Source organism: Pseudomonas sp. LBUM1648 (genome assembly GCF_059716145.1).
Genome location: NZ_CP166808.1, coordinates 511,697 through 537,669 on the forward strand (window position 1 = coordinate 511,697; position 25,973 = coordinate 537,669).

General features: G+C 59.4%; 19 protein-coding genes. 13 read left to right on the top strand and 6 right to left on the bottom strand.

The window, feature by feature from the left end; genetic code table 11:
- Positions 1–196: 196 nt before the first annotated feature.
- Positions 197–517 (top strand): hypothetical protein, encoded by a 321-nt coding sequence (locus ACA043_RS02290; protein WP_497658540.1) that lies wholly within the window; start codon positions 197–199, stop codon positions 515–517.
- A gap of 72 nt (positions 518–589) precedes the next feature.
- Here the strand turns inward: ACA043_RS02290 and ACA043_RS02295 are convergent, their stop codons facing one another.
- A complete protein-coding gene (locus ACA043_RS02295) occupies positions 590–916 on the bottom strand; it encodes a T6SS amidase immunity protein Tai4 family protein (RefSeq protein ID WP_489880392.1) in 327 nt (108 codons plus the stop codon).
- A 373-nt stretch (positions 917–1,289) separates the two neighbouring features.
- On the opposite strand from ACA043_RS02295, the gene ACA043_RS02300 reads away from it, so the two are divergent.
- The gene (locus ACA043_RS02300; RefSeq protein WP_150593982.1) at positions 1,290–2,129 is read left to right on the top strand and encodes a 23S rRNA (adenine(2030)-N(6))-methyltransferase RlmJ; all 840 of its coding nucleotides are present in this window, start codon (positions 1,290–1,292) and stop codon (positions 2,127–2,129) included.
- Between the two features lie 51 nt (positions 2,130–2,180).
- Here ACA043_RS02300 and msrA read toward each other — a convergent pair whose 3' ends face one another.
- From msrA to aceE, 5 genes are all read right to left on the bottom strand, one after another.
- The gene (msrA, locus tag ACA043_RS02305; protein WP_095187387.1) at positions 2,181–2,846 is read right to left on the bottom strand and encodes a peptide-methionine (S)-S-oxide reductase MsrA; all 666 of its coding nucleotides are present in this window, start codon (positions 2,844–2,846) and stop codon (positions 2,181–2,183) included.
- Positions 2,847–2,955: 109 nt separating this feature from the next.
- A complete protein-coding gene (locus ACA043_RS02310; protein ID WP_187677942.1) occupies positions 2,956–5,652 on the bottom strand; it encodes a sensor domain-containing phosphodiesterase in 2,697 nt (898 codons plus the stop codon).
- Between the two features lie 253 nt (positions 5,653–5,905).
- On the bottom strand, positions 5,906–7,303 hold the full coding sequence (locus ACA043_RS02315) for an alkaline phosphatase D family protein (protein WP_497658541.1): 1,398 nt from the start codon (positions 7,301–7,303) through the stop codon (positions 5,906–5,908).
- Between the two features lie 279 nt (positions 7,304–7,582).
- The gene (gene aceF / locus ACA043_RS02320) at positions 7,583–9,544 is read right to left on the bottom strand and encodes a dihydrolipoyllysine-residue acetyltransferase (RefSeq protein WP_497658542.1); all 1,962 of its coding nucleotides are present in this window, start codon (positions 9,542–9,544) and stop codon (positions 7,583–7,585) included.
- An 11-nt stretch (positions 9,545–9,555) separates the two neighbouring features.
- On the bottom strand, positions 9,556–12,201 hold the full coding sequence (gene aceE / locus ACA043_RS02325; protein WP_489880389.1) for a pyruvate dehydrogenase (acetyl-transferring), homodimeric type: 2,646 nt from the start codon (positions 12,199–12,201) through the stop codon (positions 9,556–9,558).
- Between the two features lie 384 nt (positions 12,202–12,585).
- Between aceE and glnE the strand changes: the two genes are divergently transcribed.
- The 11 genes from glnE to ACA043_RS02380 all read left to right on the top strand — a co-directional run bounded on the left by glnE (position 12,586) and on the right by ACA043_RS02380 (position 25,963).
- The gene (glnE, locus tag ACA043_RS02330; protein WP_497658543.1) at positions 12,586–15,525 is read left to right on the top strand and encodes a bifunctional [glutamate--ammonia ligase]-adenylyl-L-tyrosine phosphorylase/[glutamate--ammonia-ligase] adenylyltransferase; all 2,940 of its coding nucleotides are present in this window, start codon (positions 12,586–12,588) and stop codon (positions 15,523–15,525) included.
- 171 nt (positions 15,526–15,696) lie between these two features.
- Complete coding sequence (waaF, locus tag ACA043_RS02335) at positions 15,697–16,731, top strand: lipopolysaccharide heptosyltransferase II (RefSeq protein ID WP_401271130.1); 1,035 nt, start codon at positions 15,697–15,699, stop codon at positions 16,729–16,731.
- 1 nt (position 16,732) lies between these two features.
- Positions 16,733–17,794 carry a lipopolysaccharide heptosyltransferase I gene (gene waaC, locus ACA043_RS02340; RefSeq protein ID WP_187677936.1) on the top strand — a complete coding sequence of 354 codons (1,062 nt, stop codon included), beginning with the start codon at positions 16,733–16,735 and terminating at the stop codon, positions 17,792–17,794.
- Positions 17,794–18,915, top strand: a complete 1,122-nt coding sequence (locus tag ACA043_RS02345) for a glycosyltransferase family 4 protein (protein WP_187677935.1) — start codon at positions 17,794–17,796, stop codon at positions 18,913–18,915. The genes waaC and ACA043_RS02345 overlap by 1 nt, the downstream gene beginning before the upstream one ends.
- Positions 18,916–19,722, top strand: coding sequence for a lipopolysaccharide core heptose(I) kinase RfaP (rfaP, locus tag ACA043_RS02350; protein WP_187677934.1), 807 nt, complete (start codon positions 18,916–18,918; stop codon positions 19,720–19,722).
- Positions 19,722–20,456, top strand: coding sequence for a lipopolysaccharide kinase InaA family protein (locus tag ACA043_RS02355; protein WP_497658544.1), 735 nt, complete (start codon positions 19,722–19,724; stop codon positions 20,454–20,456). The genes rfaP and ACA043_RS02355 overlap by 1 nt, the downstream gene beginning before the upstream one ends.
- Positions 20,453–21,205 (top strand): lipopolysaccharide kinase InaA family protein, encoded by a 753-nt coding sequence (locus ACA043_RS02360; protein ID WP_497658545.1) that lies wholly within the window; start codon positions 20,453–20,455, stop codon positions 21,203–21,205. Before ACA043_RS02355 ends, ACA043_RS02360 begins: the two co-directional genes overlap by 4 nt.
- A complete protein-coding gene (locus tag ACA043_RS02365) occupies positions 21,205–22,656 on the top strand; it encodes a lipopolysaccharide kinase InaA family protein (RefSeq protein ID WP_497658546.1) in 1,452 nt (483 codons plus the stop codon). Before ACA043_RS02360 ends, ACA043_RS02365 begins: the two co-directional genes overlap by 1 nt.
- Positions 22,657–22,799: 143 nt before the next feature.
- Complete coding sequence (locus ACA043_RS02370) at positions 22,800–23,135, top strand: YceK/YidQ family lipoprotein (RefSeq protein WP_497658547.1); 336 nt, start codon at positions 22,800–22,802, stop codon at positions 23,133–23,135.
- A 172-nt stretch (positions 23,136–23,307) separates the two neighbouring features.
- Positions 23,308–25,062, top strand: coding sequence for a carbamoyltransferase family protein (locus ACA043_RS02375; protein WP_497658548.1), 1,755 nt, complete (start codon positions 23,308–23,310; stop codon positions 25,060–25,062).
- Positions 25,055–25,963 (top strand): glycosyltransferase family 2 protein, encoded by a 909-nt coding sequence (locus tag ACA043_RS02380; protein ID WP_497658549.1) that lies wholly within the window; start codon positions 25,055–25,057, stop codon positions 25,961–25,963. Before ACA043_RS02375 ends, ACA043_RS02380 begins: the two co-directional genes overlap by 8 nt.
- Positions 25,964–25,973 lie beyond the last annotated feature (10 nt).

Genomic DNA, 25,973 nt, shown 5'->3' on the forward strand with positions numbered 1-25,973 from the left:
TGGCGTTACAGTTCGTTGGATTTTTGCGGCACTTGATTCAAGTCCGTAAGATCGTTCGCGGCGGCTGTGCGTGGGACACGCTTAGGCGTGACCGAGGTCCATGATTGCTCGGTTCCTACTCTTGCGCACAGCTGCCACCCAAACCTGTAGGAAGGTGCGTTGGCGACTTACGTTTATCAATCATGGAGATAACAAAATGACGACTTTGCATCCCGATCCACCCTACGAAAAAATCATCCCCCATCCCGACAACCGCTTCATGGCCCTGACCGGCAACTGCAGCGACATGCCCACCCTGTTCATCGACACCCACGTCCCCTCCGACATCCTGATGGACGCTGCCAACCATCGCATCCGCACCGTCGTCCAGGTGCTGGAAAACATGTGCATGCGCGGCTCGGTCGAATGCGACTCCGTCATCCTCAGCGACTTCGCCCAGCTCTGCGTGATCCCGTTGCGCGACGGCTGTGATGTACTCGATGTCATCGGCAAGCGGTTGCGCGCGATGCCTTCCTGAGTTTCCAGGAGCAAGATCAAAAGATCGCAGCCTGCCGGAGGCTGCGATCTTTTGACATTGAGGGTGCGGCAGTCAGTCTGCAATGTACCGATCCTGAGTCTTGATAAAACTCTCGAAAGCCTCTGAGTTGTAGACCTCCAGGCACCCATAAAAAACGACATTACTGTTCGAGTGTTTGCTGATCGACGGGGTCTGCTCATAGGCCGCATACACATAGTTTCTGGTTTCTTTATATGGATCGTGCAGCACTTGCAGCGTGTCTTCATTTTGCAGGACGGTATGCATGCCTTTGCCCATGAACGAGTAGGCGCCAGCGGACAGACCGATGTCTTTTTCCAGCTCTGAATTTTCATTGAATGGCTTCAGGATGCAGTGACTCAAGCCGTAGTTCTTGAGCATTTGGCGAGCCTGCGCTCTGTGACTTTCGCCCGAAACGGCGTGCATTGAGCAGATCAGGGACAGAGAAAAAATAAGTGGGCGACGCATGGGTTTGACTTCCTGTCGAGGTGACCTGCCAGTTAAGCGAGATAAATGACCTGTGGCGAGGGGATTTATCCCCGATGGGCAGCGAAGCGGCCCTAAGACCTGTCATCGCGATGCACCAGACACACCGCGTGGGCAGCATCGGGGGCTGCTGCGCAGCCCATCGGGGATAAATCCCCTCGCCACGGGTATTGGGCCAGATTCTTAACGTGTAAGAGGCCGCTCGGCCGCCAACCCCTGACTTGCCGCCCGGTAAAAGGTAAACTTCGCGGCCTTCGCAGGAGCAATCATGAATTATCGTCACGCCTTCCATGCCGGCAATCACGCCGATGTGTTCAAACACCTGACCTTGACCCGCCTCATCGCCCTGATGTCGCGCAAGGAGCAGCCGTTTGCCTATCTCGACAGCCACGCCGGCATCGGTCTGTATGACTTGCAGGGCGATCAGGCCAACCGTACCGGCGAGTACCTGGAAGGCATCGCGCGCTTGTGGGATCAGCCGGACCTGCCGGCGCTGACCGCCGACTACATGAAGGTGCTGCACGAGATGAACCCGGATGGCCAGTTGCGCTATTACCCGGGCTCGCCGGAGCTGGCGCGGCGCCTGACGCGCCCACAAGATCGGGTGATGCTCAATGAGAAGCACCCGGAAGACGGCGTGCTGCTCAAGGACAACATGGCCGGTGATCGTCGGGTGAAGGTTCATCTGGGCGAGGGCTGGCATGTGGCGCGGGCAATGCTGCCGGTGCAGGAGAAGCGTGCGGTGATGTTGATTGATCCGCCGTTCGAACAGCTCGATGAGATGCAGCGGTGTGCGGCGTCGATGAAAGAGGCCATTGGCCGGATGCGTCAAACTGTGGCGGCGATCTGGTATCCGGTGAAGGATCAGCGTGCGCTGCGACGTTTCTATCAGGATCTGGCCGGCACCGGTGCGCCGAAGTTGTTGCGCGTGGAGTTGCTGGTGCATCCGCTGGATACGCCGAACAGCTTGAACGGCTCCGGGATGGCGATTGCCAATCCGCCGTGGGGGCTGGAGGAAGAATTGCGTGAGCTGCTGCCGTGGTTGTCCAAGAAGCTTGGGCAGACTCAGGGTGGGTGGCAGATGGATTGGTTGATTGCCGAGAGTTGATCACTGAGTGATCGTTCCCACGCGGAGCATGGGAACGATTAGCAAAGGGGTTTAATTACCCGCCAGGCTCGGTGGCATGCACACGCCGGTGCCGCCGATCCCGCAGTAGCCTTCAGGGTTTTTCGCCAGGTATTGCTGGTGATACGCCTCGGCGAAGTACACGGTTGGCGCCTGTTCGATCTCGGTGCTGATTTCACCCAGGCCCGCCTTCGACAGTTCAGCCTGATAGGTCGCCTTGCTCTTCAGCGCTGCGTCCAGGTGTTCCGGGCTGGTCGCATAGATCACCGAGCGGTACTGCGTGCCGATATCGTTGCCCTGCCGCATGCCCTGCGTCGGGTTGTGCAGTTCCCAGAACATCGCCAGCAGCTCTTCGTAGCTGACCTTGTCCTTGTCATACACCACCAGCACCACTTCGGCGTGACCGGTCAGGCCCGAGCAGACTTCTTCGTAAGTCGGGTTCGGTGTGAAGCCGCCGGCGTAACCGACCACGGTGCTGACCACGCCTTCACGTTGCCAGAAGCGACGTTCTGCGCCCCAGAAGCAGCCCAGACCGAAAATCGCAAAATCGACGTCCTGGAAAAACGGGCCAAGCAGCGGGGTTTCTTCGAAGACGAAGTGCTTTTCAGGCAGGGTCATCGCGGTTTCGCGGCCGGGCAGAGCTTGTTCTTTAGTCGGGAGCACGTTTTTGTTCACCAGAATTTCCGAGCGCAGAACCATGATCGTTCCTCTCAGTCAGGATGGGATGTAAAAAGTCAGACCGCCAGTGTGCCCAATGATGCCCAGTTAATCACTAGTCAAAATGTGCGGGTTTCTCACGGGGGAGGGGTTACAGGCAGAGCGGGCCGCGCGGATAGCGCTTGAGTGCCTGGATCAGTTCGGCACCCGGGATCGGCCGGTCGAACAGGTAGCCCTGGCCGACGTCGCAGCGGTGGCGACGCAGGAACGCCAGTTGCTCGGCGGTCTCGATGCCTTCTGCCACAACTTTGAGTTTCAGGTTGTGGGCCATGGCGATCACGGCGGAGGTGATTTCCATGTCGTCCTGGTTGTCGGGGATTTCGTGGATGAAGCTGCGATCGATCTTGATGATGTCGATCGGGAATTTCTTCAGGTAGCTGAGCGACGAGTAACCGGTGCCGAAGTCGTCCATGGCCAGGGTCAGGCCCAGACGCTTGAGCTGGTCGAGTTGCAAGTGCGTGTCTTCGGTGGCTTCCAGCAGCAGGCCTTCGGTCAGCTCAAGCTCCAGCAGATTGGCCGGCAGCGCTTCTTCCTTGAGGATGTTGGCGATGGAGGCGACCAGATCCGGGTCGGAAAACTGTTTCGGCGACAGGTTGATCGCCACTTGCAGGTTGCCCAGGCCGGCGGCGGTCAACGCTTTGCTCATGCGGCAGGCCTGGCGGGCTATCCACTTGCCGATCGGGATGATCAGGCCGGTCTCTTCAGCAACGCTGATGAACTGATCCGGGCGGATCATGCCGCGTTCCGGGTGGTTCCAGCGCAGCAGCGCTTCCATGCCCAGCAGGCGACCGCTGCGCAGGCACAGCTTGGGCTGGTAGAACACGTCCAGTTCGTTCTGGGTCAGGGCACGGCGCAGGTTGTTCTCGACGAACAGTTTGTAACTGGCCTCGGCGTTCAGCGCCTCGGTGAAGACTTGCACCTGATGTTTGCCGTTGGCTTTGGCCTTGTGCAGCGCCAAACCGGCGTTACGCATCAGGGTCTGCGGATCGCGACCGTGCAGCGGCGCACAGGCCAGGCCTACGGAGCCGGTGACGCTGATCAACTGGTTGTCGACGAACATCGGCTTGTCGAGGGTCATCAGCAATTGGCTGGCGATCTGCTGGCCGGCTTCAAGGTCGGTGTTGTCGAGCAACACGGCGAATTCGTTACTGGCGAAGCGGGCGAGACTGCCGCTCGGGCTCAGGCTGTTGCGCAAGCGCCGGGCGAGGCTGATCAGCAGTTTGTCGCCGGTCTGGTGGCCGAGACTGTCGTTGATCCGCTTGAAATTGTCGATGTCGACCAGCAACAGGCTGATCGGCGTATCGCTATCCCGGGCAAAGCGTTCGTCCAGATTGCGGATAAACGCCGGGCGGTTGCCGAGGTTGGTCAGGTTGTCGGTGTAGGCCAGACGCTCGATGCGCTGCTGCGCCAGTTTGGTCTGGGTGATGTCTTCGTAGATGCCGATGTAGTGGGTCAGTTCGCGGTTGTCGCCGTAAACCTTGGAGATCGATAACTGGCCCCAGTACGGTTCGAGGTTCTTGCGGCGGCTCTTGAATTCGCCCTGCCAACTGTTGCTCTTGGCCAGCGCCGAGGGCGCGTCGAACAGCAGTTCGCTGAGGTTTTCCAGGGCCGGCAGTTCCGACAGGCGCTGGCCGTGGACTTCCTCGGTGGTGTACTGGGTAATCGCGGTGAAGCTTGGGTTGACGTATTCGACCACGCCATCGCAGTTGACCAGCAAAAAGGCGTTGGCGCTTTGCTCGACCGCCCGCTGGAACAGGTGCAGGGCGCTGGTGGCGGTGCGGCGGTTGTGGTTGTTGATGACCTGGGCGAACTGGTCGGCCAGCTCACCGGCAAAGGCGATTTCATCGGACTGCCAGGCGCGGGTCACACCGGTCTGTTCCAGGCACAACACACCGACCACTTGGCCGTCGACGCGAATACTGGCGTCGAGCATGGCATTGACGTCGCGCGGGCGCAGGGCTTCGGCCATCTCCCGGGTGCGCGGGTCACGCATCGCGTTGTGCGCGTCGATGGCGCGGCTGCTGTGCAGGGCTTCCATGTAATCGGGGAAGCTGCTGATGTCGATCACGTCCGGCAGGATGTATTCCTGAGTGGCGCGGTGGTAAGCCGAGATTGGCAGCAGTTGCTGACCTTCAAGGTTCCACAGGCTGGCGCAGTCGATTTCGTAGATATCGCAGGCGCAGCGGGTGATCAGTTCGGCGGCTTCTTGCAACGAGTTTTGGGTGCTGTAGCGCTGGCGGGCGAGCAGCAGAATCAGATCTTGCTGGGCGCGCACGCGCTCGAGGTGCTGCAGTTGTTCCTGCTGGGCGCGCTGGTTCAGTTCAAGGGCGATTTGCAGGCGGGAGTTCTGGGTTTCGAGGTCGACGGAGGGCAGCAGCGGCGCTTCGTCGAATACGTCATCGACCGCCAGCAGATAACCACGCAGCAGATGACGATTGTGCTGTTTATAGGCTTCGCCCAGTTCAAGGATGCTCAGCGCACCCGCGGCGGTGTGCAGGGTGTAGCGCACCAGGTAATGCGGACTTTTGGCGAGTTGCTGCTGGATCGCATCATGCTGCTGATAGCGTGCTTCCGGCTCCATCAGGCTGGCGTAGGGCGAGCCGACCAGCGCACACAGCTCAACGGCGGGTTGGCCGAACTGGCGTTCGCAGTTGGGATCAAGAAACAGCATTGCCCAACTGGCTTCATTCAAGCGCTCGAAACGCAGCATGCCGAGCCGCGAGGGCACAGGCAACTGCGTCACTACCTCGGCCACCATACGGCTGGCGGCATCGGGCTGGCTCTTCATGAAGGGAACTCGCTTGGAAATATGCTGAACGCGCCGGGCTCTCGCCCTCTTTACTGTTGCCTGCGGCAAGGTTGCATCATTGCGGCACTGACTGACAAGAGTGATGAAGGCCAAGTGCTATAAGAATGTGTCGGCTGCATCGGGTATTTCTCCAGCGCCTGATGGAAAAGAGCAAAAGATCGCAGCCTGCGGCAGCTCCTGGAGTGGAATGCGTTCCGTGTAAGCGCTGCCGCAGGCTGCGATCTTTTAAGGTTTAACGTAGTTTTATGACGATCGACTGCAGGTTTTTGCCATTGCGATCATGGTAATTGACCAAAATCTGATCAGCCTCGACCACCACGTGGGCAAAATTGTCCTCACTCACCACTTGGCTGGTCAGCTCATGTCGGTAATCGCCCGCAGCCGTGTGCACCAGTGGCTGATCGAGAATGAACGTGGAGGCCTTGGCATACGGCAACAGTTTGCTGTTGCACAGCGGCGAAGAAACGATGGTGTGGACTTCGAAGTCCGGGTCTTCGCTGTGGGTCAGGCGCGCGGTCAGCGAGCCGTGCACGTCGCCGGAGATGAACACGACATTTTTGATCTGCCGAGCGCGGATGGTTTCCAGCAGGCGCAGCCGTTGTTCCGGGAAGGCTTTCCAGGCGTCATCGCCATGCAGTTTGCGATCCGGGTAGAACATCACGCTGGTGACCACGAACTTGACCCGCGCGGGGCTGTTGATCAGCCATTTGAGCAGCGCTTGTTCCTGAGCCTCATCGAGGATGCGTCGATCATCGGCCGACAAGTTACGGCGGGTGCGACTGTCGGTTACGAACCATTCGATATCGCCGTCGCTGAACTGATACCAGTAATGCTCAAGTACCGAGCGATCAATCTGACCGTTAGTTGTGAGTGGATGTACCGGGCTGTGACTGGCTTGATACAACTCATAGGCGGCCATGGCATTGCGGTATAGGTTGTCGTCGGACTTGCTGGCATTGGCAGGCCAGTTATCTTCGATTTCATGATCATCAAGAATCATGTAAGTAGAGGTGCCGGACATCAGTCGTTTAATGTTGGGCTGGGAGAAGGCTGCGCGGTATTTTTCAAGTATGTCTTTATATTCGCGATCCGGTGCAATCAGATTCATGTCATCGGCATAGATTTGATCGCCGGTCATTAACGTTGCACTGATCGGCGGTTGCGCACCTTCAATCAATTGATTGATGGAGGCGAAGATCCGGTCGCCGAGTTGCGGCAGCGAAGCAATGCCTGCGGTCATGCGCAAGTAGCGGCAAGAGCCGACGATGTAGGCCCGCGCCTGCAAGGCTTTGCTGGAGCGGGTGCGGAACCGGTAGATCTCCCTGGGCCACTGCAGCGGTAGCTCCGCGACACTGTCCTGGGTGTGAACCGGACTCATCGGGCTGAACCAGCCTGCCTGATACTCGTATTCGGTATCGCCGCTCAAGTTGTTGAGTGCGAAAACTTCTGACATGTCACGAAGTTCGCTAAGTTTGGTAAAGAGTGCGGGTGACCATTGTTGCGCTCCGGAGGCGCGATAACGTATTGCGCCAAACACAGTGGCGTTGTTTTGTCGGTCGCCGCGAATGAATATGCGTGTGTGGTTAGTTGTGGTGTGGCCAATAATAGGGCCGATAGTAGGTCTTAACATGTCGAATCCATTCGAATGATTGCTGAATAAATATGAATGTGTGCAAGTTGCAGTTGTACAACTATTGCGTGCCAAGGTTAGTTGCGCGGGAGATAAAAAAGATCGGCGTGAAGCCGACTTGGGTTGTGGCTGATATCAGCAAAACCTGTAGGAAAAAAACAAGCGTGGTTTTTTTCAGGCAAAAAAAGCCCCGTCAATTGACGGGGTTGAGGTACGAGCGTGTGGCGCTCGAAAACGTGGAGCACAAGCGACCCTCCGTTACCGGAGGGCCGCTTGGGATTACAGCAGGATGGTGCGGATGTCCGCCAGCAGGCTGCCCAGACGCTGGGTGAAGCGTGCGGCAGCAGCGCCGTTGATCACACGGTGATCGTAGGACAGCGACAGCGGCAGCATCAGTTTCGGCTGGAAGGCTTTGCCGTCCCAGACTGGCTGGATGGTTGCCTTGGAAACACCAAGGATCGCCACTTCCGGCGCGTTGACGATCGGCGTGAAGCCGGTGCCGCCAATGTGACCGAGGCTGGAAATGGTGAAGCAGGCGCCTTGCATGTCGTCAGCGGTGAGCTTCTTGTCGCGGGCTTTAGCAGCCAGCGCAGCGGCTTCGGCTGCCAGTTGCAACAGGCTCTTCTGGTCGACGTTCTTGATGACCGGTACCAGCAGGCCATCCGGGGTGTCGACGGCGAAGCCGATGTTGACGTATTTCTTGCGGATGATTGCTTTGCCGCTTGGCGCCAGCGAACTGTTGAAGTCCGGCAGCTCCTTGAGCATGTGTGCGCAGGACTTGAGCAGCAGCGGCAGGATGGTCAGCTTGACGCCGGCCTTCTCTGCAACGGCTTTCTGCGCAACACGGAACGCTTCCAGCTCGGTGATATCAGCCGAATCGAACTGAGTCACGTGCGGGATGTTCAGCCAGCTGCGGTGCAGGCTCGACGCGCCGATCTGCATCAGGCGAGTCATCGGCACTTCTTCGATTTCGCCGAAACGGCTGAAGTCGACGACCGGAATCGGCGGGATGCCCGCGCCACCGGTTGCGCCAGCAGCAGCGGCCGGTGCTTCCTTGGCCTTCTGCATCATCGCTTTGACGTAAACCTGCACGTCTTCTTTCAGAATGCGACCGTGTGGACCGCTGGCGCCGACAGCGTTCAGCTCAACGCCGAACTCACGGGCCAGTTGACGCACGGCAGGGCCGGCGTGAACTTTCGCGCCAGGCTTGGCTGGAGCGGCGGCAGGAGTGGCAGCAGCAGGTGCAGCGGCAGCCGGAGCAGCAGCGGCTGGCGCTGGAGCACTTGGCGCAGCGGCAGCTGGAGCCGGGGCAGCAGCAGGCGCCGCGCCTTTGACTTTCAGCTTGAGGATCAGGTCGCCAGTGCCGACTTCGTCGTCCAGCTTGATGGAAACGCTTTCCACCACGCCGGCGGCAGGCGATGGAATTTCCATGCTGGCCTTGTCGGATTCCAGGGTGATCAGCGACTGGTCGGCTTCGACGGTGTCGCCAGCCTTGACCAGCACTTCGATGATCTTGGCCTTGCCGGCCGAACCGATGTCCGGAACGTGAATGTCCTGAACGCTGTCAGCCACCGGTGCAGCCGGGGCTGCTGCAGGAGCAGGCGCAGCAGCAGCGGCTGGCGCAGCAGCCTGAGCCGGAGCGGCCGCAGCAGGGGCCGCGGCACCCGCCACTTCCAGATCCAGAATCAGGTCGCCAGTGCCGACTTCGTCGTTGAGCTTGACGCTGATGGCTTTGACCACGCCAGCGGCAGGCGACGGGATTTCCATGCTGGCCTTGTCGGATTCCAGGGTGATCAACGATTGATCAGCCTCGACGGTGTCGCCGACCTTGACCTGGATCTCGATGATCTGAGCCTTGCCCGACGAACCGATGTCCGGCACGTGCACTTGCTGAACCGAAGCGGCAGCAGGTGCAGTGGCAGGCGCTGCAGCAGCAGGAGCGGCAGCCGGTTTGGCCTCAGCTTTTGCAGCAGGTGCAGCGGCAGCCGCAGGGGCTGCTTCAGCAGCACCCTCGACTTCCAGTTCCAGCAGTTCGTCGCCTTCTTTCAGACGATCGCCCAGCTTCACTTTCAGGCTTTTGATGACGCCGGCTTTCGGGGCCGGCACTTCCATGCTGGCCTTGTCCGATTCCAGGGTCAGGATGCTCTGGTCGGCTTCGATACGGTCGCCGACCTTCACAAACAGTTCAATTACTTCACCTTCACCGCTGCCGATGTCAGGTACGCGAATGAGTTCGCTCACAGGGTTTCTCCTCAGCAGTCCAGTGGGTTGCGTTTTTCCGGGTCGATGCCGAACTTGGTGATGGCTTCAGCCACGACCTTAGGTTCGATATCACCACGGTCAGCCAGTGCTTCCAGGGCTGCCAACACCACGAAATGACGGTCGACTTCGAAGAAATGACGCAGTTTCTTGCGGCTGTCGCTACGGCCGAAACCGTCGGTACCCAGGACTTTGAATTCCTTGGACGGTACCCACTGGCGGATCTGCTCAGCGAACAGCTTCATGTAGTCGGTGGACGCGATGACCGGACCTTTACGGCCGCTCAGGCATTCTTCGACGTAGCTCTGCTTAGGCTTCTGGCCTGGTTTCAGACGGTTGCTGCGCTCTACGGCCAGGCCGTCGCGACGCAGTTCGTTGAAGCTGGTGACGCTCCACACGTCGGCGCCAACGTTGAACTCTTCACGCAGGATCTTCGCCGCTTCACGCACTTCGCGCAGGATGGTGCCGGAGCCCATCAGCTGTACGTGGTGGGCCGCATCGCGGGTGTCTTCTTCGAGCAGGTACATGCCTTTCTTGATGCCTTCTTCGGCACCGGCCGGCATGGCTGGCTGCTGGTACGACTCGTTCATCACGGTGATGTAGTAGAAGATGTCCTGTTGCTCTTCGGTCATCTTCTTCATGCCGTCCTGAATGATCACCGCCAGCTCGTAGCCGTAGGTTGGATCGTAGGTGCGGCAGTTCGGGATGGTGGCAGCCAACAGGTGGCTGTGACCGTCTTCGTGCTGCAGGCCTTCACCGTTCAGGGTGGTACGGCCGGCGGTGCCGCCGATCAGGAAACCACGGGTGCGGCTGTCGCCAGCGGCCCAGGCCAGGTCGCCAATACGCTGGAAACCGAACATCGAGTAGAAAATGTAGAACGGCAGCATCGGCTGGTTGTGGCTGGAATACGCAGTACCGGCAGCGATGAAGGAGCTCATGGCGCCCGCTTCGTTGATGCCTTCTTCAAGGATCTGACCTTTCTGGTCTTCCTTGTAGAACATCACCTGGTCTTTATCGACTGGCTCGTAGAGTTGGCCGACGGACGAGTAGATGCCCAACTGACGGAACATGCCTTCCATACCGAAGGTACGGGCTTCGTCCGGGATGATCGGAACGATGCGCGGGCCGATTTCCTTGTCCTTGACCAGTTGCGCGAGGATCCGCACGAAGGCCATGGTGGTGGAAATTTCACGGTCGCCCGAACCATCGAGGATGGCCTTGAGGGTGTCCAGATCCGGCGTCGGCACGCTGAAGCTCTGCGCGCGGCGCTGAGGTACGAAACCGCCCAGTGCAGTGCGGCGCTCGCTCAGGTAGCGGGCTTCGGCGCTGTTTGGCTCTGGCTTGAAGAACGGCAGGTTCTCCAGCTCTTCGTCTTTTACCGGAATGTCGAAGCGATCGCGGAACAGCTTCAGGCTTTCAACATCGACTTTCTTGGTGTTGTGCGCGGTGTTCTTCGCTTCGCCGGCACCAGTGCCATAACCCTTGATGGTCTTGGCCAGGATGACGGTAGGTTGTTCTTTGTGGTTGACCGCTTCGTGGTACGCCGCATAGACCTTGTACGGGTCGTGGCCGCCACGGTTGAGTTTCCAGATCTCATCGTCGGACAGGTCTGCAACCATTGCCTTGAGTTCAGGCGTGTTGAAGAAGTGTTCACGGACGAACGCGCCGTCTTTGGCTTTGTAGTTCTGGTACTCGCCGTCGATGACTTCGTCCATGCGACGTTGCAGGATGCCGTCGACGTCTTTGGCCAGCAGTGGGTCCCAGAAACGGCCCCAGATGACTTTGGTCACGTTCCACTGAGCGCCGCGGAACACGCCTTCGAGTTCCTGGATGATCTTGCCGTTACCGCGAACCGGGCCGTCGAGGCGCTGCAGGTTGCAGTTGATGACGAAGATCAGGTTGTCCAGCTTCTCGCGGCCGGCCAGGGAGATTGCGCCCAGGGATTCCGGCTCGTCGCACTCGCCGTCGCCCAGGAAGCACCAGACTTTCTGTTTGCCCGGCTGGATGAAACCGCGGTGTTCCAGGTACTTCATGAAGCGTGCCTGGTAGATCGCCTGGATCGGGCCCAGACCCATGGATACGGTCGGGAACTGCCAGAAGTCGGGCATCAGCCAAGGGTGCGGGTAGGACGACAGGCCCTGACCGTCGACTTCCTGGCGGAAGTTGTTCATCTGGTCTTCGGTGATGCGGCCTTCCATGAACGCACGGGCGTAAACGCCTGGCGAGGTGTGGCCCTGGAAGTAGATCAGGTCGCCGCCGTGTTCGTCGGTCGGGGCCTGGAAGAAGTAGTTGAAGCCGATGTCATACAGGGTCGCACTGGAAGCGAAGCTGGAGATGTGACCACCCAGGTCAGAATCTTTCAGGTTCGTACGCATTACCATGGCCATCGCGTTCCAGCGTACCAACGAGCGAATGCGGCGTTCCATGAACAGGTCGCCAGGCATGCGTGCTTCGTGGGTAACAGGGATGGTGTTGCGGTAAGGCGTGGTGATGGCGTAAGGGAGTTGCGAGCCGCTGCGGGTCGCGAGTTCACCCATACGGGTCATCAGATAGTGAGCACGGTCTTCGCCTTCTTTGTCGAGAACCGATTCCAGGGCGTCCAGCCATTCCTGGGTTTCGACGGGATCGAGGTCTTGCATGGCTTGCTCCAGGGCGGAAAGGCTTCCAGAATCGGTTGCCTGAGTTTGCGACTGGCCTTGTGGGCAGACGATTTAAAATTCTTGGATTGCCGACAGGTTGTTCCGGCGGCGTGTAGTTTTACTACAAATCTTCCGGCATTTCAGCCTTTCGAATGTATAGACGAGTAGTAAAACTACAGATGAAAGGCTTGTGGCCTCTGACTGCGTTGTGAGAATAATCGTTAAGGTTGGTCGATTGCCATCCGAAAAAGGTGAAAGTTTGATGCTGGGTGCCAAAGAAGAAGAAATTTCAGCTATTTATAACTTTTGTTCGACAGTCCATCGGGTAGCGGGTTTTCATCATTCACTACAAGCGGCCGTTTACACGCCGATCAAGGATAGACCATGACCCTGCCCGTGCTTGCCGAACTGCCTGCCATTCTCCTGCCGTTGGTCAGCCGATCCGAGCAGTCGTTCCGTACGGCCGTCGCCTCGCTTGATGACGATCACGGCTTCGCGACCTGGACACCTGAGCGCTGGGCGCAATTTGCCCGGGTCACCGCCGCCAGCGAGTTTGTCATTGAACAGAGCGTTCGTGACCCTTTGATGTTGCTGTCGCTGGTGCAGTCCGGCGAACTCGACCGCGCCTTTGCCCCCGGTGAACTGTGCGCACAAATTGCCGCCGCCGCGAATGCCGCGCAGACCGAAGATGAACTCGGTCGCGCGTTGCGCCGCCAACGCGCCCGCCATCAGGTGCGAATCATCTGGCGTGACCTGACTCGCCAGGCCGATCTGGTACAGACCTGCCGCGACCTCTCGGATATGGCTGACGCCAGCATCGACCAGGCCTATCAGTGGTTGTACAGCCGCCACTGTCAGCAATTCGGCACGCCGACCGGCCGCCGCAGTGGGTTGCCGCAGCAAATGGTCATCCTCGGCATGGGCAAGCTCGGCGCGGTCGAGCTGAACCTGTCCTCGGACATCGACCTGATTTTCGCTTACCCCGAAGGCGGCGAAACCGTTGGCGTGAAACGCGCGCTGGATAATCAGGAATTCTTCATTCGCCTCGGCCAGCGCCTGATCAAGGCGCTGGACCCGATGACCGTCGACGGTTTTGTCTTTCGCGTCGACATGCGCCTGCGTCCATACGGTTCTTCCGGCGCGCTGGTGCTGAGCTTCAATGCACTGGAGCAGTATTACCAGGATCAGGGCCGCGACTGGGAACGCTACGCGATGATCAAGGCGCGGGTGGTGGCTGGCGATCAAGTGGCTGGCGCGCAGTTGCTCGACATGCTGCGGCCGTTCGTTTACCGGCGTTATCTGGATTTCTCGGCGATCGAAGCGCTGCGCACCATGAAGCAGTTGATCCAGCAGGAAGTGCGGCGCAAAGGCATGGCCGACAACATCAAGCTCGGCTCTGGCGGTATCCGCGAAGTCGAGTTCATCGCCCAGGCGTTTCAGTTGATTCACGGCGGGCGCGACCTGAGCCTGCAACAGCGTCCTCTATTAAAGGTGTTGAGCACGCTGGAAGGGCAGGGTTATCTGCCGCCAGCGGTGATCAGCGAGTTGCGCGAAGGCTACGAGTTTCTGCGTTACACCGAACACGCGATTCAAGCGATTGCCGACCGCCAGACCCAGATGCTCCCGGATGGCGCGCAGGATCAGGCGCGCATTGCCTTCATGCTCGGTTTCGCAGACTGGGACGCCTTCCACGAAAAACTGATGTTCTGGCGCGGCCGCGTAGCGTGGCACTTCGCACAAGTGATCGCCGATCCCGATGAGGAAGAAGGCGCTGAAAGCGAAGTGGTTGTGGGCGGTGAATGGCTGCCGTTGTGGGAAGAGGCGCAGGATGAAGAAGCCGCTTGCCGTCAGTTGGAAGAGGGCGGTTTTGCCGATGCGACCAAAGCTTTAAAGGCATTGGCCGGTCTGCGCGGCAGTCCGCAACTGCGTGCGATGCAGCGTTTGGGGCGCGAGCGTCTCGATGCCTTTATTCCGCGTCTGATCGCCCAGGCGGTGGAGCATGACAACCCGGATCTGGTCCTTGAGCGAGTGCTGCCGCTGGTTGAAGCGGTTGCTCGGCGTTCGGCTTATTTAGTCTTGCTGACGGAGAATCCCGGTGCATTACGGCGTTTGCTGACGTTGTGTGCGGCGAGCCCTTGGATTGCCGAGCAGATCACTCGTTTCCCGCTGCTGCTCGATGAGTTGCTCAACGAGGGCCGACTGTTCAAGCCGCCATTGGCGCCAGAACTGGCCGCCGAATTGCGCGAGCGCCTTACGCGGATTCCTGAAGACGACCTCGAACAACAGATGGAAGCCCTGCGCCATTTCAAACTGGCGCATCGCTTGCGCGTCGCCGCCTCGGAAATCGCCGGTAGCCTGCCGCTGATGAAGGTCAGTGATTACCTGACGTGGCTGGCCGAGGCTATCCTCGAGCAAGTGTTGGCCCTGGCCTGGCGCCAGACCGTGGCCAAGTACGGCACGCCGCTGCGCACTGACGGCAGCTTGTGCGATCCCGGCTTCATCATTGTCGGTTACGGCAAGGTCGGTGGTATCGAGTTGGGGCACGGTTCGGATCTGGATCTGGTGTTCATCCACGACGGCGATCCGCAGGCGGAAACCGATGGACCTAAGCCGATTGATGGTGCGCAGTTCTTCACGCGTCTCGGGCAGCGGATCATTCACTTGCTGACGGCGCAGACCAACTCCGGCCAGCTCTATGAAGTGGATATGCGTCTGCGCCCGTCCGGCGCATCCGGGCTGTTGGTGAGTTCGCTAGGGGCTTTTGAGCGCTATCAGGAAAACGAAGCCTGGACCTGGGAACATCAGGCTCTGGTGCGCGCGCGGGTGCTGGTCGGCAGTCAGGATGTCGGGCAGGCATTCGAGAAAGTCCGCGCGCAAGTGCTGGGCAAGGCGCGGGATCTGCCCAAGTTGCAACAGGAAGTCAGCGAGATGCGCGCGAAGATGCGCGATAACCTCGGCAGCAAGAGCACCGCGGCCGGTACGGCGGCGAGTGCCTTCGAGGCCTCGGCGCCGTTCGACCTCAAGCAGGACGCCGGAGGTATCGTCGATATTGAATTTATGGTGCAATACGCGGCTCTGGCGTGGTCGCACAGCCACCCGCCACTGCTGCGCTGGACCGATAACATCCGCATTCTGGAAGAACTGGAACACGAAGGGCTGATGCCTGCCGAAGATGCCAGCCTGTTGCGCGAGGCCTATAAAGCCTACCGCTCCGCCGCCCACCGGCAGGCCTTGCAGAAGGATGCCGGGGTGATAACAGGTGACCAGTTTGTCGACGAACGTCGGCAGGTATTGCGGATCTGGCGTGAGTTGGGGCTAAGCTGAACACGGTTCGAGCAGCACCCGATACCCTGTGGGAGCGAGCCTGCTCGCGATAGCGGAGTGACAGTCGACAGTTATGTTGAAGGTAATGACCCATCGCAAGCTGCATGGCTCCCACAATGATTCTCGAGGCGGGGAGGCGTAAAGCCTCCCCGGTTCGTTTATGGAAACCACATGAATATTCTGATCGTTGGGCCCAGTTGGGTCGGTGACATGGTGATGGCGCAGACACTGTTTCAGTGCCTCAAGCAGCGCCACCCGCAGTGCGAAATCGACGTGCTGGCTCCCGAGTGGAGCCGGCCGATCCTTGAGCGCATGCCTGAAGTGCGCAAGGCCTTGAGCTTTCCGCTCGGTCACGGCGCGCTGGAGTTGGCGACGCGTCGGCGCATCGGCAAATCTCTGGCCGGCCAGTACGATCAGGCTATCCTGTTGCCCAACTCGCTAAAGTCGGCGCTGGTACCTTTTTTCGCCGGTATCAAGAAGCGCACCGGCTGGCGCGGCGAGTTCCGCTACGGCCTGCTCAATGACGTGCGTACGCTCGATAAAGAACGCTATCCGCTGATGATCGAGCGCTTCATGGCGTTGGCCTATGAGCCGAATGCCGAGTTGCCGAAACCGTATCCGCGTCCAAGCCTGCAAATCGACCCGGTGACCCGCGAAGCGGCACTGGCCAAATTTGGCCTGACCCTCGACCGCCCGGTTTTGGCCCTGTGCCCTGGCGCCGAGTTCGGTGAATCCAAGCGCTGGCCGTCCGAGCATTACGCCAAAGTCGCCGAAGCGCGGATTCGCGAAGGCTGGCAGGTGTGGCTGTTCGGTTCGAAAAATGATCATGCGGTGGGTGAGGACATCCGCGCACGATTGATCCCGGGCCTGCGAGAAGAATCGGTGAACCTCAGCGGCGACACTTCTTTGGCCGAGGCGATTGACCTGCTGTCCTGTGCTGATTCGGTGGTGTCCAACGACTCCGGCTTGATGCACGTTGCGGCAGCGCTGAACCGCCCGTTGGTGGCGGTTTACGGTTCGACCTCGCCTGGCTTCACCCCACCGCTGGCCGAGCACGTCGAAATCGTCCGCCTGGGCCTCGATTGCAGTCCGTGCTTCGACCGTACTTGCCGTTTCGGCCATTACAACTGCCTGCGCCAATTGATGCCGGAAGCGGTCAACGATGCCTTGCAGAAATTGCAGGGCTCTGTGGTCGAGGTTCATTAAGTTGCGGGTATTGCTGATCAAGACTTCATCGTTGGGCGACGTGATTCACGCGTTGCCGGCGCTGACCGACGCGGCTCGGGCGATTCCCGGGATCCAGTTCGATTGGGTTGTGGAAGAAGGCTTTGCCGAAATCCCGACCTGGCACCCGGCCGTAGGCAAAGTGATTCCGGTGGCGATTCGCCGCTGGCGCAAAAACCTCTGGCAGACCATCAAGAGTGGCGAGTGGAAGCGCTTCAAGCAAAGCGTTCGCGCGAGCAAATATGACTTGGTGATCGACGCGCAGGGCCTGCTGAAAAGCGCCTGGCTGACCCGTTATGTCAAAGCCCCGGTGGCCGGCCTCGATAAAGGCTCGGCACGCGAGCCGATGGCGTCGCGTTTCTATGACCGCAAATTGGCCGTGGCCCGTGGTCAGCACGCCGTCGAACGCGTGCGTCAGTTGTTCGCGATTGCCTTGGGTTACGACCTCCCCAAAGGTTTGGGCGATTACGGCCTGAACGTCGAGCGTCTGGTCGAACTGCCGCGCAAAAACGCTTTCGTGGTGTTCCTCCACGGCACCACTTGGGACACCAAGCACTGGCCAGAAGCCTACTGGCGCGAGCTGACCGAGCGTGTTGGTTACCTTGGCGTTGGCGTCAAACTGCCATGGGGCAACCCGCTGGAGAAAGCCCGCGCCGAGCGCATCGCCGCCGGTTTCAAGCACGCTGAAGTGTTGCCGAAACTGAATCTGGCTGGCGTCGGCAAGGTGCTGGCCGGGGCTCAGGCCTGCGTGGCGGTGGATACCGGTCTCGGTCACCTTGCGGCAGCGCTGGATGTACCGACGATTTCGCTGTTCGGTCCGACCAACCCGGGCCTGACCGGCGCCTACGGCAAACTGCAGATTCACTTGGCCAGCGATTTCCCGTGCGCGCCGTGCCTGCAAAAGAAATGTACCTATCAACCGACCGCGCAGGATGCCCGTCAGTTTGACCTGAAACGCGAGCAGCCTCTGTGCTTCACGCGTCTGAATCCCGAGCGTGTCGCCAGCCGACTGAGCACGTTGTTAATGGCTGAGGAGCTGCGCTGATGCAATTGGCTTTTGTCCTGTACAAATATTTCCCGTTTGGTGGTTTGCAGCGCGACTTCATGCGCATCGCCCTCGAATGCCAGAAGCGCGGCCACCAGATCCGCGTCTACACGCTGATCTGGGAAGGCGACGTGCCGCCGGGTTTCGAAGTGCTGGTGGCGCCGGTCAAGGCGTTTTTCAATCACCGTCGCAACGAAAAACTCAGCGCATGGATGGAAGCGGATCTGGCCAAGCGTCCGGTGGATCGCCTGATCGGTTTCAACAAGATGCCGGGTCTGGACGTCTACTACGCCGCCGACGGCTGCTTTGAAGACAAGGCGCAGAATCTGCGCAATTCGCTGTACCGCCGCTGGGGCCGCTATCGCCACTTCGCCGAGTACGAGCGCGCGGTATTCGCCAAAGACGCGAAAACCGAAGTGCTGATGATTTCCGAAGTGCAGCAGCCGCTGTTCATCAAACATTACGACACCCCGCTGGAGCGCTTCCATCTGCTGCCGCCGGGCATCGCTCAGGATCGTCGCCGCCCTGCGGATGCTGACGAAATTCGCGCCGGCTTCCGCGCCGAATTCAACCTCAAGGACGACGACCTGCTGCTGGTGCAGATCGGTTCCGGGTTCAAGACCAAAGGCGTAGATCGCAGCCTCAAGGCGCTGGCCGCATTGCCGGCCGAACTGAAGAAGCGCACCCGGCTGTTTGTAATCGGCCAGGATGACCCCAAATTGTTCCAGATGCAGAGTGCAACTTTGGGCCTGGGCGATAACGTGACGTTCCTCAAGGGTCGCAGCGATATCCCGCGTTTTCTGCTCGGCGCCGATTTGTTGATCCACCCGGCGTACAACGAAAACACCGGTACAGTGCTGCTCGAAGCGCTGGTCGCCGGTCTACCGGTGCTGGTCAGCGCTGTCTGCGGTTACGCCCATTACATTGCCGAGGCGGATGCCGGGCGAGTGCTGGACGAACCGTTCGATCAGGCGCAACTGACGCAGTATCTGACCGAAATGTTGAAAGACGACGCTGCACGCGCGGCCTGGAGCCGCAATGGTCTGGCCTTCGCCGAGACGGCCGACCTCTACAGCATGCCGCAGCACGCGGCCGATGTGATTCTGGCGGAGCACGCTTAAATGAAGTTGATGCTGGCTGAACCGTTCAAGAGCCTCTGGGCCGGACGCGACCCGTTCGCCGAAGTCGAGGGCTTGCAGGGCGAGGTTTATCGCGAGCTGGAAGCCCGCCGGACATTGCGCACGGAAGTCGATGGCAACGGATTTTTCGTCAAGATCCACCGTGGCATCGGCTGGGGCGAGATTTTCAAGAACCTGCTGACCGCCAAGCTGCCGGTGCTCGGCGCGGGCCAGGAGTGGCAGGCTATTCAGCGTTTGCAGGAAGTCGGGGTGCCGACCATGACTGCCGTCGCCTATGGCGAGAAGGGTAGTAACCCGGCGGATCAGCATTCGTTCATCGTCACTGAAGAGCTGGCGCCGACCATCAGCCTCGAAGACTTCAGTATCGACTGGGTCAAACAGCCGCCCGAGCCAAAACTCAAGCGTGCGCTGATCGCCGAAGTGGCGCGTATGACCGGCATGATGCATCGCGCCGGCGTCAACCACCGCGACTGCTACATCTGCCATTTCCTGCTGCACACCGACAAACCGGTGATGGCGGAGGATTTCAAGCTGTCGGTGATTGACCTGCACCGTGCCCAGACCCGTGCGAAGATTACCCAGCGCTGGCGCAACAAGGATCTGGCGGCGCTGTACTTTTCCGCGCTGGACATCGGCCTGACCCGTCGCGACAAACTGCGCTTCCTCAAAAGCTATTTCCAGCAGCCGCTGCGCCAGATCCTGGCTGAAGAAGCGCCGCTGCTGAACTGGCTGGAAGGCAAGGCCAACAAGCTCTATGCGCGTAAACAGCGGTACGGGGATGCGCTCTGATGGCGGGCTGGACTCTTGAGCTGCAATACAGCGATCTTGCCGAAGACTTTGGCAGCCTCGACGCCGTATTTGCCCTGCAAGGCGAGCGCCTGACCCGTGACCCGTTGTCCGAGGTCATTCGTGTGCAACGCAATGGCGTCAACTATTACGTCAAGCGCTACGTCGGTGCCGGAAAAGGCCTGCGTCGTTACCTCGGCAAGCCACGGGTGAAAATGGAATGGCAGAACCTCAAACGCTTCGCCAAGTGGGGCATTCCCACCGCCGAAGTGGTGGCGTGGGGGCTGGAGCGCCGTGGCGCGGCGTATGACCGTGGCGCGATGATCACCCGCGAACTGCCCAACACCGAAGACCTCTCGGCGCTCGCCGAGCGCAAGGACCCGAAGCTCAAGGATCGCGCCTGGGTCGACGGCGTCAGCCGGCAATTGGCCGGCTATACACGGACAATGCACGATCAGCGTTTTACCCATAACGATCTGAAATGGCGCAACCTGTTGATCGATGATCAGGCGCGCATATTTCTCATCGATTGCCCCAATGGCGAGTTCTGGCGCGGGTTCTGGCTCAAGTATCGGATCACCAAGGATCTGGCCTGTCTCGACAAACTCGCCAAATACCACCTGTCCAATACCCAACGCCTGCGCTTCTATATGCAATACCGCCAGTGCGATCGGCTGAATGTTGCCGACAAGAAACGGATTCGGCACGTGGTGAGATTTTTCGAGGGACGTGAATGAGTGATTTTCTGGCCGAAGAAGACCGGGCGCTGCTTGAGCGCCACGGTCTAGGCACTTTTGACGCCCTGTGGGCCAAGCAGCTCGAAGCGGTGGACGAGCCTAATACCGCTCGTGGCGGCTGGAGCAGCGTGTTTCGTCTGGATCTGGAAGGTCAGGGTTACTACCTCAAGCGCCAGAGCAATTACCTGACCCGTACCTTGCATGCGCCTTTCGGCGAGCCAAGCTTTGCTCGTGAATTTCGCAACATCAGCCGTTATCGCAAGCTCGGCATTCCGGCGCTGCAAGCGGCATTTTTCGGTGAGCGCAAAGTCGATGGCGAAGTTCGCGCAATCCTTCTGACGCGCGCGCTGGACGGCTGGAGCGACCTTGAGTCGCTGCTGGCGGGCTGGTCGCAGCTGAGCGCCGTGCAGCAATCGGCGATCCTCAAGGCCTGCGGGTTGCTGGCTCGGCATCTGCACGGCGTACGCCAGGTGCATGGCTGCTTCTATCCCAAACACATTTTTCTGCGAGCCAGCGGTGACGGGTATCAGGCGCAACTGATCGACCTTGAAAAGACCCGGCCGTTATTGTTCGGCATGCGTGACCGGATCAAGGATCTGGAGCCGCTGCAGCGTCGTGCGCCGGAGTGGCGCGAGGCGCAATTGCGTGAATTGCTCGCGGCTTATCTCGATCAGTCGACCGACAGTTCGCTGCTCGACAACTGGCTTGCCCGCCTGACGGCGCGACGTAGTCACAAGGAGACCCGCTGATGCAATTGTCCGCGCTGGCCGCTGTCGGGCGAGCCCCAGAACTGCCGCTGACGGTGACCCTTTCCGATGCGGCCGGCGCTGCGGATCTGCAGCTGTTGAGTCTGCTGCGCGTGTTGCCTGGGCAGCGTTACGTTGGTGCCGGCATCTGGCGCGGCCGGCCGGTGCTGGCCAAGTTGCTGGTCGGCAGCAAGGCTGCCCGGCACTTTCAGCGTGAGCTGGAAGGCGTGCGCTTGCTGGCTGCTCAAGGTCTGACGACTCCGCTGCTGCTGGCCGATGGTCTGGTGAACGGTGAGGGTGGCTGGCTGCTGTTCGATTTCCTTGAGGGAGCCGAAAGCCTTGGTGAGGCCTGGAGCAAAGTCGAGGCGCTGCCGGTGCTGGCGGATGAGCAATCCGCCGTGTTGGCCGAGGCGCTCGGCGCCATCGGTCAGTTGCACGGCAAGGGGCTTTGGCAGGAAGACCTGCATCTGGACAACCTGCTGCGACATGGCGGTCAGTTGTACTTGATCGACGGTGCCGGCATCTGTGTGGAAACCGCCGGTCAACCGCTGTCACGACAGAAGGTTCTGGAAAACCTCGGTGTGTTTTTTGCTCAGTTGCCCAAGGCGCTCGAGCAGTACACCGAAGAGTTGCTGGTTTATTACCTGCTGAGCAACAGCGAGCACGCGTTGCCACTGGAAGCCTTGCAGAAACAGATCGACAAGGTGCGCCGCTGGCGTTTGAAGGATTACCTGATCAAGGTCGGCCGCGAATGCACGCTGTTCAGCGTCCAGCGTGGGGCGTTTGGTTTGCGGGCGATCCGGCGCGAGGAAGAAACGGCCATGGTGCCGGTGCTTGAGCAGGCCGATGCGCTCCTTGATCAGGGCCATCTCTATAAAACCGGCGGGGCCGCGAGCGTGGGCAAGGTCGAAGTGGGCGCACGCACACTGGTGATCAAGCGCTATAACATCAAGGGCTTTGCCCATTGGCTCAAGCGTTTCTGGCGTCCGAGTCGTGCCTGGCACTCATGGCGCGAGGGCAATCGTCTGGCGTTTCTTGGTATTGCCACGCCCAAGCCGCTGGCAGTGCTGGAAAAGCGTTTTTTGTGGTTGCGCAGTCGCGCGTATCTGGTGACCGAGTTCCTGCCGGGGCCAGACATCATCGAGCGCTTCGCGCCTTACGTTGAAAATGGCGAGGCGCCGGAATCGGAATTGCAGGCGCTGGATGTGCTGTTTGCGCAATTGATTGCCGAACGCGTCAGTCATGGTGATTTCAAAGGCCATAATCTGTTCTGGCAGGACGATCGCTGGGCACTGATCGATCTGGATTCGATGTGCCAGCATGGCTCGATGGGCACCTTCGTGGGGGCCTATGCGCGGGATCGCGCGCGGTTCATGCGTAACTGGCCGGAGAGTAGCGCGCTCTATCAGGTGATTGATCAGCGTTTGCCCAAAGATATCTCCAGCGCGACCTGAGAGGTTTGTTGAGCGCAGCCAATCGCGCGCTCGGCAATGGGGGACAAGATCCAGCGACTTGTCCTACAGCCTCATCAGAAGCGATGAACTGTGCCCGCTGCAGCCTCGATGCTAGTTTGCCTGACGACTTCGGAGGGCAACTCTTGACGATCAAAAAGGCTGTGACGCTGGGCGCTTTTTCATGGGTTTTGTCAGGCTGCGGCAGCGCCCTGACGGTATTGCAAGACGATGCCGACGTTGCTCGCGACATGCGCAAGCAAAAAACCTACTGCCAATCCATTCCGCGCATTTACAGCGGCCTGGCCTACGACTTCTGCGTATTGAACGCACCGCCAGATCCAAGCGGCTACTTCGTACCTTTCGTGTTGCTGGATTTGCCGCTATCCGGTGCATTCGACACGGTTGTGCTGCCCTATACGATTTATCGGCAGGTCACTGAGGGCCACCTCAGCATTTATTGGCGCAGGGGCGGTTATTGAGCCAAACGACAAGGTATATCTGAACCATTCGCTCCGGGGCAATTCGCACAGGGTAATTCCCGTCTTGTTTACGCTATAATCCCGCCCTTTAGCTGTCTCTCGCCTCGCGCGAGGGCACATCAATTTTCAAGGCGCATCGCGCCTGCATGCAGACTAAAGAGGCTAGACCCCTGTGGCATTGACGATTCTTGGCCTGTCCGGCGCCCTTAGCCATGACCCTTCAGCAGCCTTGTACATCGACGGCAAGCTGGTGGCGGCGGCTGAAGAAGAGCGCTTCGTACGCGATAAGCATGCAAAGAACCGCATGCCCTACGAATCGGCGAAGTTCTGTCTTGAACAGGCCGGCATCAAGCCGTCCGACGTTGACGTGGTTGCGATCCCGTTCGCCCCGATCAGCCTGTTCGGCAAGGCCCGCTGGCACTATGCCAAGCGGTACTGGTACGCCCCGGACCGTGCCCTCGACGCGATCCTGATGGGTAACCGTCGCTACAAGCGCTATCGCAACAAGATTGTCTGGTGCCTCGAGCAACTGGGCTTTGATCCGAAAAAAATCAAGATCGAGCCCGTCGAGCATCATTTGGCTCACGCTTCCAGCGCATACCACTGCTCCGGTTTCAAAGAGAAAACCGCGATCCTCGGTATCGATGGCAAGGGCGAGTACGCCACGACCTTCTTCGGTTACGGCGAAAACGGCAAGATCCACAAGATCAAGGAATTCTTCGATCCGGACTCCCTCGGCGGCCTGTACGGTGCGATCACCGAATTCCTCGGTTTCGAGATGCTCGACGGCGAGTTCAAGGTCATGGGCATGGCGCCATACGGTGACGCCAGCAAATACGACTTCTCGCGTCTGGCTTCGTTTGAGAACGGCGAACTGGTGATCAATACCGACTACGCCAACGTGATCGGCCTGCGTCGTTACAAAGAGAAGGGCAAGGGTTTCTACTTCTCGCCGAAGCTGATCGAATGGCTTGGCCCGAAACGTGAAGGCGATATCGCTGACGAACCTTACATCCACTACGCCGCGAGCATGCAAGCGCTGTTCGAGAAACTGGCGTTGCAGATGATCGACTACTACCTGGGCGATGTGCTCAAGGAAACCGGCAAGTTGGCGTTCGCTGGTGGCTGTGCGTTGAACGTCAAGCTCAACCAGAAAATTATCGCTCGTGATGACATCAAGGAACTGTTCGTTCAACCAGCGTCCGGCGATGCCGGCACCGCAGTTGGCGCAGCTGCCTATGTGTCCCACGCCCGTGGCGTGCCGGTCGAGAAGATGGAGCATGTCTACCTCGGCCCTTCGTACAGTAACGAAGACGTGATCGCCGCGTGCGCCCGTCACGAGAACAAACCAGCCTGGCGCAAGCTCGACAACATGCCGGAGCAGATCGCCAAAATCATGGTTGAAGGCAATCCTGTCGCCTGGTTCCAGGGGCGCATGGAGTTCGGTCCGCGTGCGCTGGGTGGTCGTTCGATCATTGGCTGCCCAAGCGTGGCTGGCGTGGCTGACCGCATCAACCACCAGATCAAGTTCCGCGAGCGCTGGAGGCCTTTCTGCCCGTCGATGCTCGACACCGTCGCCCCACAGATGATCAAGATTGATCACCCGGCGCCGTTCATGACCTTCACCTTTGAAGTGGCCGAAGAGTGGAAGACCCGCGTGCCGGAAGTCGTCCACGAAGACGGTACGTCCCGTGCCCAGGTGCTCAAGCGCGAGTACAATCCGCGCTACTACGACATGATGAAGGCGCTGGAAAATCTGACCGGCAATGGCGTGTCGCTGAACACCTCGCTCAACCGTCGAGGTGAACCGATGATCTGCTCGCCGACCGACGCGCTGAACATGTTTTTCGGCTCCGATCTGGAATACCTGATCATGGAAGATATTCTGGTCGTTAAAGAGGGTGTGAAAGGATACTGTCTTGACTGAGACACTGATCAGCGTTGTGATTCCCGTTTACAACTACGCGAGAACCCTGCCCCGTGCAGTGGAATCGGTGTTGGCGCAACTGGATGAAGCGACGGCAGATCTGTTGATCATCGACGATGGGTCGACGGACGAGACGCCTGAGGTAGTGGAGAGACTTCTGCTCAAGCATGGCGGGCGTTTTCGCGCGCTGCGCAAAAGCAATGGCGGCTTGTCGACAGTGCGCAATCGGGGTCTCGAAGAGACGACCGGGCAGTATCTGGTCTTTCTTGATTCCGACGACGAAATGGCGCCCGGCGCACTGGCTGCGCTTTCAGAACATATCGCCAGCAACCCTGAAAGTCGGATGGTCATTGGCGCGCACTGGTCGGTGTTTGCTGACGGCAGGCGCAGCTTGCAGCCAGCCAAACCCTTGCCTTTGACCCCCCGGCAGCGATTGCAGGGCTACCTGCTGGACAAGACCGTGTCGATTTCCAACGGCGCCTGTGCAATGCATCGTGATGTATTCGTTCCGGGTAATTACCCGGAGCATTTGCGCAACGTCGAGGACCTGCCAGTGTTTGCTCAAGTGCTGGCGCGTTTTCCTTGCAGCGTTCTGGACAAGCCTCTGGCACTTATCTACAAGCATGCCGACAGCATGCGCCATGATTTGCGCCAAAGTCTTGCGGCCGGCACCGAGCAGGTTGTCAGCGAAGTGTTCTCCAAGCGACGGATGCCGGAAGGGATGCACGACCTGCGGCAGGCATTTCTGGCGCAGCGTTGCCTGTCGCTGTTCCGCGATTGTTATTCCCATGGCAAGTACGACTTGGCCAGGTCCTTCTATTTTCAGGCGTTGCGTGCAGACTGGCGTACGGTTTCGCGTTGGTCATACACTCGCAAGGCTTTGCGGCTGCTGTTTCGGTAATGGTTCGCGC

What these genes read in the sequence shown, in the direction of transcription:
- ACA043_RS02290 (WP_497658540.1), top strand. Translation starts at nt 197, where the DNA reads ATGACGACTTTGCATCCCGATCCACCCTACGAAAAAATCATCCCCCAT.
- ACA043_RS02295 (WP_489880392.1), bottom strand. Translation starts at nt 916, where the DNA reads ATGCTCAAGAACTACGGCTTGAGTCACTGCATCCTGAAGCCATTCAAT.
- ACA043_RS02300 (WP_150593982.1), top strand. Translation starts at nt 1,290, where the DNA reads ATGAATTATCGTCACGCCTTCCATGCCGGCAATCACGCCGATGTGTTC.
- msrA (WP_095187387.1), bottom strand. Translation starts at nt 2,846, where the DNA reads ATGGTTCTGCGCTCGGAAATTCTGGTGAACAAAAACGTGCTCCCGACT.
- ACA043_RS02310 (WP_187677942.1), bottom strand. Translation starts at nt 5,652, where the DNA reads ATGAAGAGCCAGCCCGATGCCGCCAGCCGTATGGTGGCCGAGGTAGTG.
- ACA043_RS02315 (WP_497658541.1), bottom strand. Translation starts at nt 7,303, where the DNA reads ATGTTAAGACCTACTATCGGCCCTATTATTGGCCACACCACAACTAAC.
- aceE (WP_489880389.1), bottom strand. Translation starts at nt 12,201, where the DNA reads ATGCAAGACCTCGATCCCGTCGAAACCCAGGAATGGCTGGACGCCCTG.
- glnE (WP_497658543.1), top strand. Translation starts at nt 12,586, where the DNA reads ATGACCCTGCCCGTGCTTGCCGAACTGCCTGCCATTCTCCTGCCGTTG.
- waaF (WP_401271130.1), top strand. Translation starts at nt 15,697, where the DNA reads ATGAATATTCTGATCGTTGGGCCCAGTTGGGTCGGTGACATGGTGATG.
- ACA043_RS02345 (WP_187677935.1), top strand. Translation starts at nt 17,794, where the DNA reads ATGCAATTGGCTTTTGTCCTGTACAAATATTTCCCGTTTGGTGGTTTG.
- rfaP (WP_187677934.1), top strand. Translation starts at nt 18,916, where the DNA reads ATGAAGTTGATGCTGGCTGAACCGTTCAAGAGCCTCTGGGCCGGACGC.
- ACA043_RS02355 (WP_497658544.1), top strand. Translation starts at nt 19,722, where the DNA reads ATGGCGGGCTGGACTCTTGAGCTGCAATACAGCGATCTTGCCGAAGAC.
- ACA043_RS02360 (WP_497658545.1), top strand. Translation starts at nt 20,453, where the DNA reads ATGAGTGATTTTCTGGCCGAAGAAGACCGGGCGCTGCTTGAGCGCCAC.
- ACA043_RS02365 (WP_497658546.1), top strand. Translation starts at nt 21,205, where the DNA reads ATGCAATTGTCCGCGCTGGCCGCTGTCGGGCGAGCCCCAGAACTGCCG.